This window comes from Mycolicibacterium tusciae, from assembly GCF_002086795.1.
Lineage (GTDB): Bacteria > Actinomycetota > Actinomycetes > Mycobacteriales > Mycobacteriaceae > Mycobacterium > Mycobacterium tusciae.
The window spans coordinates 29,375-43,328 of record NZ_MVIM01000005.1; the positions used below are offsets into that span (position 1 = coordinate 29,375).

Annotated in this window: 16 protein-coding genes, 1 tRNA gene and 3 pseudogenes; 8 read left to right on the forward strand and 12 right to left on the reverse strand. The window is 66.0% G+C overall.

What is annotated here, in order from left to right; all coding sequences use genetic code 11:
- The first annotated feature begins 21 nt into the window (after positions 1-21).
- Together BST47_RS10935 and rph are read left to right on the forward strand one after the other, a co-directional pair.
- Positions 22-796 (forward strand): annotated as a pseudogene (locus BST47_RS10935) (cyclic nucleotide-degrading phosphodiesterase).
- A 61-nt stretch (positions 797-857) separates the two neighbouring features.
- Positions 858-1,640, forward strand: coding sequence for a ribonuclease PH (gene rph, locus BST47_RS10940; protein WP_083125577.1), 783 nt, complete (start codon positions 858-860; stop codon positions 1,638-1,640).
- Positions 1,641-1,702: 62 nt separating this feature from the next.
- On the opposite strand, the gene mbp1 is transcribed toward rph, so the two are convergent.
- Complete coding sequence (gene mbp1, locus BST47_RS10945; RefSeq protein WP_083125578.1) at positions 1,703-1,948, reverse strand: microaggregate-binding protein 1; 246 nt, start codon at positions 1,946-1,948, stop codon at positions 1,703-1,705.
- Positions 1,949-2,099: 151 nt separating this feature from the next.
- Here mbp1 and rdgB point away from each other — a divergent pair, with 151 nt between their 5' ends.
- Both rdgB and BST47_RS10955 read left to right on the forward strand, forming a co-directional pair.
- Entirely contained in the window at positions 2,100-2,714 is a 615-nt protein-coding gene (rdgB, locus tag BST47_RS10950) for an RdgB/HAM1 family non-canonical purine NTP pyrophosphatase (protein ID WP_083125579.1), read from the forward strand.
- A 47-nt stretch (positions 2,715-2,761) separates the two neighbouring features.
- Complete coding sequence (locus tag BST47_RS10955) at positions 2,762-4,213, forward strand: MFS transporter (protein WP_083125580.1); 1,452 nt, start codon at positions 2,762-2,764, stop codon at positions 4,211-4,213.
- Here the strand turns inward: BST47_RS10955 and BST47_RS10960 are convergent.
- A complete protein-coding gene (locus BST47_RS10960; protein ID WP_083125581.1) occupies positions 4,171-4,791 on the reverse strand; it encodes a TetR/AcrR family transcriptional regulator in 621 nt (206 codons plus the stop codon). The two genes, BST47_RS10955 and BST47_RS10960, sit on opposite strands and share 43 nt — an antisense overlap.
- A gap of 53 nt (positions 4,792-4,844) precedes the next feature.
- Here BST47_RS10960 and BST47_RS10965 point away from each other — a divergent pair, with 53 nt between their 5' ends.
- Entirely contained in the window at positions 4,845-5,726 is an 882-nt protein-coding gene (locus BST47_RS10965; protein WP_083125582.1) for a haloalkane dehalogenase, read from the forward strand.
- Between the two features lie 3 nt (positions 5,727-5,729).
- Here BST47_RS10965 and BST47_RS10970 read toward each other — a convergent pair whose 3' ends face one another.
- The 4 genes and pseudogenes from BST47_RS10970 to BST47_RS31750 all read right to left on the reverse strand — a co-directional run.
- Positions 5,730-6,062 (reverse strand): DUF3817 domain-containing protein, encoded by a 333-nt coding sequence (locus BST47_RS10970; RefSeq protein ID WP_083125583.1) that lies wholly within the window; start codon positions 6,060-6,062, stop codon positions 5,730-5,732.
- Entirely contained in the window at positions 6,059-6,433 is a 375-nt protein-coding gene (locus BST47_RS10975; protein WP_083125584.1) for a hypothetical protein, read from the reverse strand. The genes BST47_RS10970 and BST47_RS10975 overlap by 4 nt, the downstream gene beginning before the upstream one ends.
- Entirely contained in the window at positions 6,414-6,830 is a 417-nt protein-coding gene (locus BST47_RS31745; RefSeq protein ID WP_234809660.1) for an LAGLIDADG family homing endonuclease, read from the reverse strand. Before BST47_RS31745 ends, BST47_RS10975 begins: the two co-directional genes overlap by 20 nt.
- Before the next feature lie 228 nt (positions 6,831-7,058).
- Positions 7,059-7,184 (reverse strand): annotated as a pseudogene (locus tag BST47_RS31750) (helix-turn-helix domain-containing protein); the annotation flags it as partial.
- A gap of 88 nt (positions 7,185-7,272) precedes the next feature.
- On the opposite strand from BST47_RS31750, the gene BST47_RS10985 reads away from it, so the two are divergent.
- Positions 7,273-7,357, forward strand: a tRNA-Leu gene (locus tag BST47_RS10985).
- 9 nt (positions 7,358-7,366) lie between these two features.
- Here BST47_RS10985 and BST47_RS31615 read toward each other — a convergent pair.
- From BST47_RS31615 to BST47_RS11000, 4 genes are read right to left on the reverse strand one after another with little or no spacing between them, the layout of a single operon-like run.
- Positions 7,367-7,657, reverse strand: a complete 291-nt coding sequence (locus BST47_RS31615) for an amidase family protein (protein ID WP_420094033.1) — start codon at positions 7,655-7,657, stop codon at positions 7,367-7,369.
- Positions 7,658-7,675: 18 nt separating this feature from the next.
- Entirely contained in the window at positions 7,676-8,803 is a 1,128-nt protein-coding gene (locus BST47_RS10990) for an amidase (protein ID WP_234809661.1), read from the reverse strand.
- 7 nt (positions 8,804-8,810) lie between these two features.
- Positions 8,811-9,305 carry an SRPBCC family protein gene (locus BST47_RS10995; protein ID WP_083125586.1) on the reverse strand — a complete coding sequence of 165 codons (495 nt, stop codon included), beginning with the start codon at positions 9,303-9,305 and terminating at the stop codon, positions 8,811-8,813.
- A gap of 26 nt (positions 9,306-9,331) precedes the next feature.
- Positions 9,332-9,574: a WhiB family transcriptional regulator gene (locus BST47_RS11000; RefSeq protein ID WP_083125844.1), complete on the reverse strand. Its 243-nt coding sequence runs from the start codon at positions 9,572-9,574 to the stop codon at positions 9,332-9,334.
- Between the two features lie 197 nt (positions 9,575-9,771).
- On the opposite strand from BST47_RS11000, the gene BST47_RS11005 reads away from it, so the two are divergent.
- On the forward strand, positions 9,772-10,410 hold the full coding sequence (locus tag BST47_RS11005) for a TetR/AcrR family transcriptional regulator (protein ID WP_083125587.1): 639 nt from the start codon (positions 9,772-9,774) through the stop codon (positions 10,408-10,410).
- A gap of 6 nt (positions 10,411-10,416) precedes the next feature.
- Here the strand turns inward: BST47_RS11005 and BST47_RS11010 are convergent, their stop codons facing one another.
- On the reverse strand, positions 10,417-11,328 hold the full coding sequence (locus tag BST47_RS11010) for an AraC family transcriptional regulator (RefSeq protein WP_207568587.1): 912 nt from the start codon (positions 11,326-11,328) through the stop codon (positions 10,417-10,419).
- A 24-nt stretch (positions 11,329-11,352) separates the two neighbouring features.
- Here BST47_RS11010 and BST47_RS11015 point away from each other — a divergent pair, with 24 nt between their 5' ends.
- Complete coding sequence (locus tag BST47_RS11015; protein WP_083125588.1) at positions 11,353-12,615, forward strand: amidohydrolase family protein; 1,263 nt, start codon at positions 11,353-11,355, stop codon at positions 12,613-12,615.
- Here BST47_RS11015 and BST47_RS11020 read toward each other — a convergent pair.
- Positions 12,612-13,909 (reverse strand): annotated as a pseudogene (locus BST47_RS11020) (MFS transporter). The gene BST47_RS11015 and the pseudogene BST47_RS11020 sit on opposite strands and share 4 nt — an antisense overlap.
- Positions 13,910-13,954 lie beyond the last annotated feature (45 nt).

The window sequence follows — 13,954 nt, forward strand, 5'->3', positions numbered from 1 at the left end:
GATGGTGGGCATGGCAAGCTAGTGAGTGTGCGAATCACCGTACTCGGTTGCTCCGGCAGTGTTGTCGGGCCTGATTCGCCAGCGTCCGGCTACCTGGTCACTGCTCCGGACACCCCACCGCTAGTCCTTGATTTCGGTGGCGGCGTGCTCGGTGCACTGCAGCGGTACGCCGATCCGAACTCCGTATACGTACTCCTCTCGCATCTGCACGCGGACCATTGTCTTGACCTGCCGGGCCTGTTCGTATGGCGGCGCTATCACCCGTCCCCGGCGCAGGAGCGCGGCGTGATGTACGGGCCGGCCAATACCTGGGCTCGGCTGGGCGCCGCGTCCTCGCCCGAGGGCGGGGAGATCGATGATTTCTCGGACATCTTCGACATCCGGCACTGGGTGGACAACCGCGCGGTAGACCTCGGGACGCTGAACGTCGTGCCCCGCCTCGTCTGCCATCCCACCGAGTCTTACGGCTTCCGGATCACCGACCCGGCGGGTGCCACGTTGGTCTATAGCGGTGACACCGGCTACTGCGATGCACTGAATCGACCTCGCCCGGGGAGCCGACGTGTTTCTGTGCGAAGCGTCGTGGACGCATTCCCCGGAGCGGCCTCCCAGGCTGCACCTGTCGGGAACAGAAGCCGGCCGGGCCGCGGCCAATGCGGGCGTCGGCGAACTGCTGCTGACGCACATCCCGCCCTGGACGTCCCGTGAGGATGTCATCAGCGAGGCCAAGGCCGAGTTCGACGGTCCGGTGCACGCCGTGGTGTGCGGCGAGTCATTCGAGATCGCCAAGTCCTGAGCTTCAGTACCCGGGTCGCCGGGTCGGCTGGCGCGTCGGGCCCACCCGATAGGGTTGGCCCGTGTCCAGACGAGAAGATGGTCGGCTTGACGACGAGCTGCGACCGGTCCGCATCACCCGCGGCTTCACCACTCACCCCGCCGGTTCGGTACTCGTGGAGTTCGGCGAGACCCGGGTCATGTGCACCGCGAGCGTCACCGAAGGTGTGCCACGCTGGCGTAAGGGTTCGGGACAGGGCTGGCTGACCGCCGAGTACGCGATGCTGCCCGCCGCCACCCACGACCGTTCCGACCGTGAGTCGGTCAAGGGCCGCGTCGGTGGCCGTACGCAGGAGATCAGCCGGCTCGTCGGGCGGTCGCTGCGCGCGTGCATCGACCTGGGTGCGCTCGGTGAGAACACCGTCGCGATCGACTGCGATGTGCTGCAGGCCGACGGCGGCACCCGCACCGCGGCGATCACCGGGGCGTACGTCGCGCTGGCCGATGCGGTGACGTACCTGGGCGCGGGGGGCAAGCTGTCGGATCCGCGGCCGCTGTCGTGTGCGATCGCGGCGGTCAGTGTCGGTGTGGTCGACGGCCGCGTCCGCGTCGACCTGCCGTACACGGAGGACTCGCGCGCCGAGGTGGACATGAACGTCGTCGCCACCGACACCGGAACGCTCGTGGAGATCCAGGGCACCGGCGAGGGCGCGACGTTCCCGCGCTCGACGCTGGACAAGATGCTGGACGCCGCGATGGCGGCCTGTGAGCAGATCTTCGTGATCCAGCGCGAGGCACTCGAGTTGCCCTATCCCGGAGAGCTGCCCGAGTCGGCCGAGCCTGCGAAGAAAGCATTCGGCAGCTGACCGGACGTAGAACGAGTAAGCACCCCCGGCTTATGTGAGCCGAGGGTGCTTCTCCGCGTCGATTACTTCGAGTTGCTGGCAGCCTTCTGGCGCGTTTCCTGTGCCTCGGCCTTGGCGCGAGCGGCCTCGGCTTCGGCCTCTGCACGCGCTGCATCGAGCTGGTGCGAGGCCTTCTCGACCTGGGCGCGACCCTCTTCCTGAAGCTCGCTGCGGCTCAAGATCAGCCCGATGACCTGCTTCGTGAACCCGATTGCGCCCGAAACGATGCCGCGCACAGCCTCGATGGGTCCGCTGTTGTTCTCAGCCATTTGGTTTCCTTCGCTCATAGACGACCCGACGGTGTTATCGGTGTCGTGACGAGGTAGCGGTACCCCTTGTGCTAGCTGTTGCAAGCACACTGTTAGCGGTCTCACAACGGCGGGACGGCGTCTACCGTGGTCTGGTGTTTTGGAGCAACGATTGACCGATCTACTTGTCGCCAGCCGTAATCGCAAGAAGCTGGCGGAGCTGCACCGCGTCCTCGACGCGGCGGGGGTTTCCGGTTTGACGCTGCTGTCCCTGGAGGATGTCGACCCGTTCGACGAAGCTCCGGAGACGGGCGCGACGTTCGAGGAGAACGCGTTGGCCAAGGCGCGCGACGCGTTTCGAGCAACAGGGTTGCCTTCGGTGGCCGACGACTCGGGCCTCGAGGTCGCGGCACTGAACGGAATGCCGGGAGTGCTGTCCGCGCGGTGGTCGGGCCGACACAGCGACGACCCCGCCAACACCGCGCTGCTGTTGGGGCAGCTGGGGGATGTGCCGGACGGGCGGCGCGGGGCCGCATTCGTATCGGCGTGCGCATTGGTTTACGGAGCGGGCGACGCCCGCAAAGAAATCGTGGTGCGCGGTGAGTGGCCGGGCAGCATCGTGCGAGAACCACGCGGTGACGGCGGATTCGGCTACGACCCGGTGTTCCTGCCGTCGGGATCCACGCGCACGGCAGCGGAGCTCAGCCCCGCCGAGAAGGATGCCGAGTCGCATCGCGGTCGGGCCCTGGCGCTACTGGTGCCCGCGCTACGGGAGTTGGCCGGCTAGCCGCACGCAAATTTTGTATAGCCAGCCTAATCGGTAGCATCCCGGAGATGCGCCGCCTCACTACGCCGGACGTCGGGCGCACTCGTCATCCCGCCGTAGTGGTCGCTGTGCTGGCGACAACCGGCACCTGCATGTCGTTGATGCAGACGTTGGTGATCCCGCTGATTCCCGAGCTGCCGAAGCTGCTCAACACCAACGCGTCCAATGCGTCGTGGGTGATCACGGCGACGCTGCTCGTCGCGGCCGTGGCGACACCGGTGGTCGGCAGGCTCGGCGACATGTACGGCCCCAAACGCCTGCTGATCGCCTGCGCGATCCTGATGACCCTCGGCTCACTGATCGCGGCGTCGACGAGCGCGTGGGTGCCGGTGGTCATCGGCCGCGCACTGCAGGGCTTCGGTGTACCCATCGTCCCGCTCGGAATCAGTGTGCTGCGGACGTGCGTACCCGCCCACCGCGTCGGCACCGCAATGGGATTGATGAGCGCATCGCTCGGCGTGGGTGGGGCACTCGGATTGCCATTGGCGGCGATCATCGCCGATCACTTCGACTGGCACGCGGTGTTCTGGTTCGCGGCGATCTTGGGTGCGATGTCCGGAGTTCTGTTCGCGGTGCTGGTGCCGCGAATTCCGGCGGCGGCGTCGTCCGACCGACTCGATCCGCTCGGCGCGCTTGGCCTTGCGGCCGGTCTGGTGACGCTGTTGCTCGGAATATCCAAAGGCGGCAGCTGGGGCTGGGGTAGCGCGACCACGCTGGCAATGTTCGCCGCAGCGATCGCCATCTTCGCGATGTTCGGGTGGTGGCAGCTGCGCATCGACTCGCCGATGGTCGACATGCGGACGACGGTCAAGCGGCCGGTGCTGATGACGAATGTCGCTTCGGTGGCAGTAGGTTTCGCGATGTTCGCGCTCGCGCTGATCGGCCCCCAGGTCCTCGAGTTGCCCGTCGCCACCGGCTACGGGCTGGGGCTCTCGATGGTCGAAGCGGGGCTGTGGCTGGCGCCGGGTGGCCTGGCCATGATGGTGGCCTCGCCGGTCGCGTCCAGGATCGCCGCTGCCCGAGGGCCGAGGTTCACGCTGACGCTCGGCTGCGCGATCATCGCGGCCTCGTACCTGGCGGGTTTCGTGTTGCTCGGCGGTGCATGGCAACTGTGCATGTTCAACGTTTTGGTCAGTGTCGGCGTGGGGTTCGCGTACTCGTCGCTGCCCGCACTGATCAACGCCGCGGTGCCGATGTCGGAGACGGCCGCAGCGAACGGCATCAATGCGCTGGCACGCGCGCTGGGAACGTCGATCTCCAGCGCCGTGGTCGGTGCGGTCCTGACGGGATTGACGATTTCCATTGCGGGTCAGGAGTTTCCGTCGTTGACGGCGTTTCGGATCAGTCTGCTGATCGCAGCGGGAATGGCGATACTCGCGGGCGTCCTCGCAGCGTTGATCCCGGTGACCGATGCCGATCAGGATCGCGTGCCTGCAGAAGTGGGCGCATCGACGAGGTAGCCGTCGATGAAGTCGTGCAGTGCGGGCGCGAGCGCCTCGACGCCGGAGTCATTGAGCTTGGCGAGCAGGATGATGCCCTGGTACTGCGCCAGCAGTGCGTGCGCGAGCCGGTCGGGGTCGGTGCCGTCGCGCAGTACGCCCGCATCGGCCGCGTCGTGGCACGCCCTGGCGAGATGGCGCTCCATCGCACCCAGCACGCCGGCAAGATGCGTTCTCAGATCGTCGTCGGTGGTCGATAGTTCGGCGGCGAAGTTCCCGAACGGGCAGCCGACTGCCCGCCCGAACTGAGCTTCGAGCGCGGCCTGAATACGGCCGATCGCGTCGGGGATCGCATGCAATCGCTGCGCCGGCGTCGCGGCAGGTGAGCCGGACAACCGTCGCGCGAAGACCTCGGCATGCAGGTCGATCACCGCCTTCGCGAGCTCGGACTTCGACGAGAAGTAGTGGTAGAAGCTGCCCTTGCGGACGTCGGCGGCCTGGCACAGTTCGTCGACACCGACGGCCTGGTAGCTGCGTTCGAGAAACAGCCGTGCGGCCGTCGTGACGATCCGCTCGCGCGCATCCGACGTACGTGGCATGCGCCGATTCTACATAGTTGACCGGTCGGTCAACTCAGGTCTACGTTGTGTGCATGACTGAGGTCTTCCGGACGCCGGACGAACGCTTTGAGAATCTGCCGGGCTACGACTTCGCGCCCAACTACGTCGATGCCGACGGCCTGCGCATGCACTACGTCGACGAGGGGCCGCGCGGCGGCAGGCCGATCGTATGCTTTCACGGGGAGCCGAGTTGGGCGTACCTCTATCGCAAGATGGTCGGTCCTCTGGTGGAGGCCGGCCACCGCGTGGTCGTGCCGGACTACGCGGGTTTCGGACGTTCGGACAAGCCGACCGATCGCGGTTGGTACACCTACGACCGCCACACGGAGTTGACGTCGCGCGTGCTCGCGGGTCTGGATCTCAGCGACGCGATTGTGGTGGTGCAGGACTGGGGTGGGGCGATCGGACTGCGGTGGGCCGTGGAGAACGCCGATCGTGTTGGTGCGCTGGCGATCTTCAACACCGGGCTGTTCACGGGGCGCGTCTCCAAGGGGTTCATGGCGTGGCGCGACTTTGCCGAGAAGAACCCGGACCTGCCGGTCGGCTTCGTGATCCAGGGCGCTACGGCGACGGATCTTCCCGAGGATGTCGTCGCTGCTTACGATGCACCGTTCCCGACGGTTGAGTCGAAGGCCGGCGCGGCGCAGTTCCCGCTGTTGGTGCCGCTCACCGAAGATGCGCCGGGAGCACAGGTGATGAGTGCGGTCGCCGATGAGCTGTCGAGGTGGCAGAAGCCGGCGTTGGTGGCGTTCTCCGATCAGGATCCGATCTTCCCGTATCCGAAAGCGGGACAGGCGTTTTGCGATCTGATTCCCGGCGCTACGGAGCAGGTGAGGATCGAGGGCGCGTCACACTTCCTGCAGGAGGATCGTGGTGAGCGACTAGCGGAAGAGGTGCTCAAGCACCTGACGTGACGGCTACAGGCCGTGCTTCTGCTTGATCTCCCTGGTTTGAATCTGCTCGACGATGATGCCGACCAGTGGAATGGTGCCCGCCAGCAGGATGCCGATGGTCTTTGCGATCGGCCAGCGCACCTTGACGGCGAGGTTGGCGGTGAAGAGCAGGTACACGAAGTACACCCAGCCGTGGACGACCGCGATCCAGTTCAGGCCCTCCACGCCGAAGCCGTACTTCATCACCATCTCGTAGCAGAGGGCGATGAGCCAGATGCCGGTGATCCAGGCCGTGACGCGGTAGCCCATCAGCGCCTTGCGGATGCTTTCAACGGGGGTGCCGGTGGTCTCCGTCATGTCGTCGGTCGTTCCTTGTCTTCCTTGGCGAGTTCGGCGAGGTACGCGTTGTACTCGCCCAACACGGGGTCGTCGTCGGCGGGTCGGGTCGCGGTGTTGGGTCGTTCGGGCAGCAGGCCCGCGGGTATCTCGGTGATCTCATCGTGCCGCTTCGGCTCCGGCGGCGCTTCCTCGTAGCGCACGAATTTGTAGTACGCGTAGACGACGAAGCCGGCGAACAGCGGCCACTGCAGGGCGTAGCCGAGGTTGACGAAGGTGCCCGATGCGGATTCGAAGCGGGTCCACTGCCACCAGGCCAGGGCGAGGCAGCCGGTGGCGCCGAGCACCGCTAAGGCGATGAGCGCCGGCCTGCTACGCCGCGTAGTGGACACCTTCCAACGGTACCGCGCGGGTCTTCGGGCCTATGAACTCGTCCAACCGGGCGGTATCGGCCTTTCGGTAGATCGACACGATGTACTTGGTCGACCGCGTCCAGTGGACGCCGAGCTCGTCGAGTGCGGCGGTGAACAACCCGATGATGTCTTCGGATCGGTTCGAGAAGTGGTATCGCACGCTGGCGACGCCGCGGTCATTCGCGACGACGCGGCAGCCGTCGCTGTGAATGAGCCCGAGGACGAACTCTTCGGTGGCCTGGTCGACGAGAGCCTGCTGCCAGGGCTCGAGGGCGATGCACCGTTTGTGTTTCCTGCCGGGACCATGTTGGGGTAACAGGCACGGCCAGTGTTTGGAGTACAGGGATACCTCAACGCACCCTTTCAAACTTTGCATCGCCGCGCGCTGGCCTTGCATCAGCATGTCGATGGCGTGGCGACACCGAGCGATGATTTCGGGATACTTCTTGTCCAATACGATTCGCAGTCTCCACACGCGACGGTCGCGCGAGAGGCACCCGTCGCCGAGATATAGGCCTAGCAGGTAACTGTATGGAGCGGCGGCCAGCGCGGCGAAGTTGTGCGCACTACCGCAAGGTGATCCGCTGTCGAGCCTCGAGCGGCGCTGTGGACGGCGCCTCCAATCTTGGATAGTTGGTCGCGGGATGCCGAGCCGGCGCGCGATCTCGCAGTCGTTAACACCCGCTGCCATGAGACGCCGTGCCGCATTGAACTCTTCGGCAGATCGCATTACCTGCCCCTTTCGTCGGACTTGCCATCAATCTAGGCACGACATCCGACAAGTCCGCTGATACGGATTCGGTACGATCAACCACACTGCGGGCGTGGCGAAATTGGCGATACGCGCGGGCTTTAGGTGCCCGTGTTCGAAAGAACGTGTGGGTTCGAGTCCCACCGCCCGCACTCTTTCGCTCAGATCTCCGGTGTCCGGTGCGCCCAGGGCTGCGCCTGCTCGAGCTGACACGCGACGCGAATCAGGACATCCTCGCGTCCGTACGCCGCAACCAGCTGCACGCCGATCGGCAGACCCTCGTCCGACCACTCCAGCGGCAGGCTGATCGCCGGCTGGCCGCTGGTGTTGAACGGGGGAGTGAACGGTACGAACTCGCCCGCGCGCCGCATCGGTGCCATCGGGTTGTCGTGATCGTTGACGATCGTGCCGAGCTTCAGCGGCAGTTCGGCAACCGTCGGCGTGAGCAGCAGATCCCAGCCCTCATGCCACTACGACTGCATTGCGCGGCGGAACTGGGAGACGCCAGCGAGGGCTAGCGCGTAATCAATGGCGCCGAAGTGCTTCGCGAAATCGGCTTGGGCCCGGTTCATCGGCTCCAGCTCGTGGTCTTCGAGCGGACGGCCGAGCAGTCCTTCGAACCGCAGCCGCGACATGCCCATATTCGTGCTCCACATCGCGCCGAACTTCGAGCCGAGGGTCTCGTCCTCCAACGCCTTCGGCCACGCCGCCTCGACATGGTGACCCAACGATTCGAGCAGCCGACCGACGGCCTGCGTCGCGGCGGTGACTTCGGCATCGACCCGCCCGCCCTGCGCGTGGTGATCGAGGATGCCGATCCGCAGCCGGCCCGGATCTGTGCCCAGCTCCTCGGCGTAAGCACGCGCGGGCGCCGGCGCGATCACGGTGTCGCCGACACCAGGACCGCGCGTCGCGTCAAGCAGGGCGGCGGTGTCGCGCACGGTGCGGCTGACGCAGTGCTCGACCGCCAAGCCGCTCTCGTCACGGACCGGGCCGAGCGTGATCCGACCCTGACTCGGCTTGAGCCCGACCAGCCCGCAGCACGATGCTGGGATGCGAATCGACCCGCCGCCGTCACTGGCATGCGCGAACGGCACCATGCCCGACGCCACCGCCGCGGCCGCGCCCCCGCTCGACCCACCGGGCGTGCGCGTCGTATCCCACGGGTTGTGCGTCGCACCCCAGGCGACCGGCTCGGTGGTCGGCACACTGCCCAGCTCCGGGCTGTTCGTGCGGCCCGCGATCACCAGCCCCGCTGCGCGGTAGCGGCTGACGAGCGTCGCGTCCGCGTCGGCGCTGACGTGCGCCTCTTTCAACGCGACGTTGCCGTTGCTGATCCGCTGCCCGGCGTAGTCGGCGAACAGGTCCTTGATGAGGAACGGCACGCCGCGGAACGGACCGACGGGGAGATCGCCGGCCGCGACCTCCCGGGCGTGGTCGAACCAGCGGATCACGACCGCGTTGAGCTCGGGGTCGATGCGTTCGATGCGCTCGATCGCCGCTTCCAACAGCTCGCCCGGCGACACCTCTCCGGATGCGACGAGCGCCGCCTGATCAGTCGCGTCCATCCACTGGGTCTGTTCGGCAAGCGAAGTCATGACTGCCTCAGCCGTGCGTGGCGAAGTACTTCTGGCCGCCCGCCGGGATCCGCCCAAAGCCGGCCTTCAGCACCGGTGCCAACACCTTGACCGGCAACGCGAATGCGGGCTTGGGTTCTATCGCGAGCGTCCAGGTGAACAACGTCTCGCGTCCGGCGGGCTCGACCAGGTAATCCTCGGCGAAGCGCTTGAAGACGGGCATCGCGGATTCGTAGACATAGAACGACTTGCGGTAACCGTCCTCCCAACGGAAGAAGCGCTCCCGCAGGGCGGACCCGCCGGGAGCGGTGACGTCACGGGTGGTCCCCACGCCGAATGGACGCGGCGACGTCCACGTGACGTCTTTGATCATCGGCCCCCAGGCGGCCAGTGACTCATCGGAAACCAGTGATTCCCAAACCTTTTCAGGTGATGCGGCAAATCGCTTCTGATAGCAGAAGATATGCGGCGCCGAGGTCAGGAAGTCGGCGTCGGCGGGTTCGAGCGCGTGCCAGCGGGTCATGAATGACCATCCTCGCACTCGGCGAGCTAACCCGTCTTTCGTACCGGGTAACCGTTCTGCTCCGCCAGCGACCTCAGCTGCTTGAGCGCGAAGCGGCGGGCGCGGCCCGCCTCGGGGATCAGGATGCCGGCCCACACTCCCTCGGCGCCCCGCGTCGAACATGCTTCCCGAGCGCATCGCCAGCGGAGGGGGCAGGCGCGGCACAGCGCCTTGGCGCCCTCATCGGCGGTCGTCGTCCATCGATCCGGGTCTTGCGTACAGGGCGCCATCGCCGAGTCATCGAGGATGGCTGGTGCCTGGGGCGCATTGACAGCGCGCAGCTGTGCGACGGCGCTCGATCGTGTCTGGACGTGCACTGCGTTGGCCTCCCCGTCTCCATCGGCCGCGTGAACAATACGTTTGTATGGTAGACACAATACGTTCGTATTGTCTAATCTGAGCTCGTGAGCACGGAGAGCACCTCTCGATGACCGCGGTGACGGAGCGCGACCACATCGGCGGGGACGAACTCAAGAAACTCGAGCGGATCCGCCAGGCGGCGTTGAAGAGTTTCGCGACGAAGGGCGCTGCGGGGACGTCGCTGCGTTCGGTCGCCGCGGACGCGGGTGTCTCCCTCGGATTGGTGCAGCATCACTTCGAAACGAAGGCCGGTCTCATCAAGGCCGTCGACGACTACGTGATGGGCGTCGTCATCGCCGTGGTCGCGCAACCGGTTTCGGTGCCGCCGAGAGATTCGATCGCCGACATGGGCAGCAGGGTCACGACATTGCTGGTCGAGCATCCCGACGTGGTGGATTACTTCGGTCGCGCGCTCCTGGACGGCAGCCAGCTGGGACGCACGATCTGGGACACGCTTGCCGCGTTCGGTACGGCGCGTTGGAATACCCGAAAGGAAAACGGCGAAGCACGTGACGACATCGACGTCACGTGGGCCGCCCTCAACTCCCTCGTATTGGCTGTGGGCACACTCATGCTGCGTGGGCATATCGAGCGTCAGATGCCGGATGCCTTCACGACGCCCGAACAGCTCGACCGCTGGCAGGATTCCGTCAATACGCTGCTGCGCGAGGGGCTCTTCCCGCAACCGCGCTACGACGGAGCCTGAGCCCGTTCAAACCTGTTCGCCTGCCACCCTTTTGCGGTACGTGCTGGGCGTTTCGCCGCAGAACTGCGTGAACGCGCGCGTGAATGAGCTGAGGCTGTCGAAGCCGACGGCCGACGCGGTCTCCTGAACCGACTGTCCCGGCGCGGCCAGCAGCGCCATCGCCCGCAGCATCCGCGCGTGCAAGAGATATGTCCGCCACGACAACCCCAGCGTGTCCTGGAACAGCCGCCGTAACGTGCGCTCGGACACCGAGACCGCGCGGCTCACCTCGCCAGCGCTCACTGAAGCAAGGTGTGCCTTCGTGTATGTCATCGCCGCGGCGACAATCGGGTGCTCGGACGTCGGCAGGCTCAGCGGGGCCTCATGGTCGAGGGCCTCGGCGACCAGATTGGCGAGGGTGCGGAAGAAGCCGTCTGATTGGGCGTCACCGTCGGCACGGTCGATCTGCCACCGCAGCCCGTAGATCATCATCTCCCGGATCAACGGCGACACCGCGAGGATGCGCGCGCGGTCGCCGGGGGTCGCGACCAGCGTTGGGTCGAACATCACCGCGACGGTCTTCACATCCGGGTTCATCACGGCCTGATGCTCGAGTCCCGCGGGGATCCACGCCGCCTGCTGAGGGGGAAGAAGGTAGTGCGCCGAATCGGTCTCGACCTCGACGACGCCGTGCAGCGCGTACTCGATCTGGTGCACCTCGTGGCTGTGCCAGCCCGTGATCAGCCCGTCACCCTCGTACAGGTAGCTGCCGCCGAGTGCCCGGCCGCCGCGGCGGAGTTCGATGACCCGTCGGGCGGGGCGGCGGGAAAGATCCAGCGCGGGGCGGCGGGAAAGATCCAGCGCGGGGCGGCGGGAAAGGTCCTGCCGGGGTTTGGCCGCTGCGGACAAAACTCTGTCCGAAGTCGCAGAGCCGGTCATGCCAATAGACGGTACTAGTTGGTTATGCAGACCGACGACCTGATCCTGGTGAGCATCGACGACCACGTGGTGGAACCGCCCGACATGTTCCTCAACCACGTCCCCGCCAAGTACAAGGACGAGGCACCCATCGTCGTCACCGACGAAAAGGGTGTCGATCAATGGATGTACCAGGGCAGGCCGCAGGGTGTCAGCGGGCTCAACGCGGTGGTGTCCTGGCCGGCCGAGGAGTGGGGACGTGACCCCGCCGGTTTCGCCGAGATGCGACCCGGGGTGTACGACGTCCACGAGCGCGTCCGGGACATGAACCGCAACGGCATCCTGGCGTCGATGAATTTCCCGACCTTCACCGGCTTCTCGGCGCGACACCTCAACATGCACCGCGAAGAAGTCACGCTGGTGATGGTGTCGGCGTACAACGACTGGCACATCGACGAGTGGGCGGGCAGCTATCCGGACCGCTTCATCCCGATCGCCGTGCTGCCGACGTGGAACCCGCAGGCGATGTGCGCCGAGATCCGCCGCGTGGCCGCGAAGGGCTGCCGGGCGGTCACCATGCCGGAACTGCCGCACCTGGAAGGACTTCCGAGCTACCACGACGACGACTACTGGGGCCCGGTGTTCACGACGCTGTCCGAAGAGAACGTGGTGATGTGCCTGCACATCGGCACCGGCTTCGGCGCGATCAGCATGGCGCCGAACGCGCCGATCGACAACTTGATCATCCTGGCCACCCAGGTGTCGGCGATGTGCGCCCAGGATCTGCTGTGGGGCCCCGCGATGCGTGGCTACCCGGATCTCAAGTTCGCGTTCTCCGAAGGCGGAATCGGTTGGATTCCTTTCTATCTCGATCGCAGTGACCGGCACTACACCAACCAGAAGTGGTTGCGGCGCGACTTCGGCGACAAGCTGCCGAGCGACGTGTTCCGCGAGCACTCACTCGCGTGTTACGTCACCGACAAGACGTCGCTGAAGCTGCGCCATGAGATCGGCATCGACAACATCGCGTGGGAGTGCGACTATCCGCATTCCGACTGCTTCTGGCCCGACGCCCCGGAGCAGGTGCTCGCCGAGCTGAACGCCGCGGGCGCTGACGACACGGACATCAACAAGATCACGTGGCAGAACGCGTGCAACTTCTTCAATTGGGATCCGTTCGCACTCACGCCGAGGGAGCTGGCGAGCGTCGGGGCGTTGCGCGCCAAGGCAACAGATGTCGACGTGTCGATCCGGCCCCGCAAGGAGTGGGCGCGGCTCTACGCCGAGAAACAACTGGCCAAGGCTTAGGAGTCTCGTCTCCAACGCCCCGGCAGGAAGCACGCTGATACCGCTGAGATCACCGACACCGCAATCAAATAGGCGACGATCGAGTTGCTCGTCTTCGTCGCCGCGTACAGAGCGGTCGCGATCGTCGGTGCGAATGCCGACCCGAGCACCTGGGACAGGGTGTAGCCGATCGATACGCCGCTATAGCGAACATCGGTGTCGAACGCGAGGCTGAACAAGGAACCGGTCACCCCGGCCGCCGGCGCCATCGCGAACCCGAACACCAGCAGCAGCGCCGCGAGGAACAGCGTCGGGTTGCCGGTGTCGATCAACGCAAAGGCCGGCGCCACCGATACGCCCATCAGCACCACGCCGGCCAGGAAGACAGGCTTGCGGCCGTAGGTGTCTGACAGCGCGCCGAACAACGGATACGTCGCGACGGCCACCACAGCGGCGATGAAGACACCCAGAAGTGCCTCATTCCGGTCGATTCCGGCGACCGTCGTACCGTACGACACGAGATACGCCACGCAGATGTACGCGAACACGCCCTGCGACAGGTACGCACCGGCGACGAGCAGAATCTGCTTCCAATGCTTGCGGAACGCGGCCGTGGCCGGCACCCGCGCGACTGCCGACCGGTGACGGAGCGCGTCGAAGTCCGGGCTCTCGGAGATCGACAGTCGGATCACCAGACCGATGGCGATCAGCACAGCGCTCGCGAGAAACGGGATGCGCCACCCCCACGCCGTGAACTGCTCGTCGGACAGCAGGGATGCAAGGTAGAAGGCCAGTGTCGCGGTCGCGGTGCCTGCCGGAGCGCCCATCTGTGGGAACGCCCCGTACAACCCCTTGCGGTCAGCCGGCGCGTGTTCGACGGCCATCAGCGTGGCTCCACCCCATTCGCCCCGACGGCGAAGCCCTGCGCAAGGCGCAACACCGTCAACAGAATCGGTGCGGCCAAGCCGATGTGTGAGTAGGTGGGCAGCAGGCCTATGAGAACCGTCGCGCCGCCCATGATGAGCAGGGAGTAGACGAGCATCCGCTTGCGGCCCAGTCGGTCGCCGAAGTGGCCGAACACGATTCCGCCGAGCGGCCTAGCGATGAAGCCGACGCCGAACGTCGCGAACGACAACAACAGTCCCGACGCCGGTGACACGTTGGGAAAGAACAGTTTCGGGAACACCAGTGCGGCCGCGGTGCCGTAGATGAGGAAGTCGTAGAACTCGACCGTAGTGCCGATGAAGCTCGCCATCGCGACGCGCAGGGGAGAGGTCACCCGGTCCGACGCTTCCGGCGGTTGTGTCGGTGACATGCCGTCGAGTCTGCGCTAACGGCGTCCCGTGCAGGAGGTTTGGCG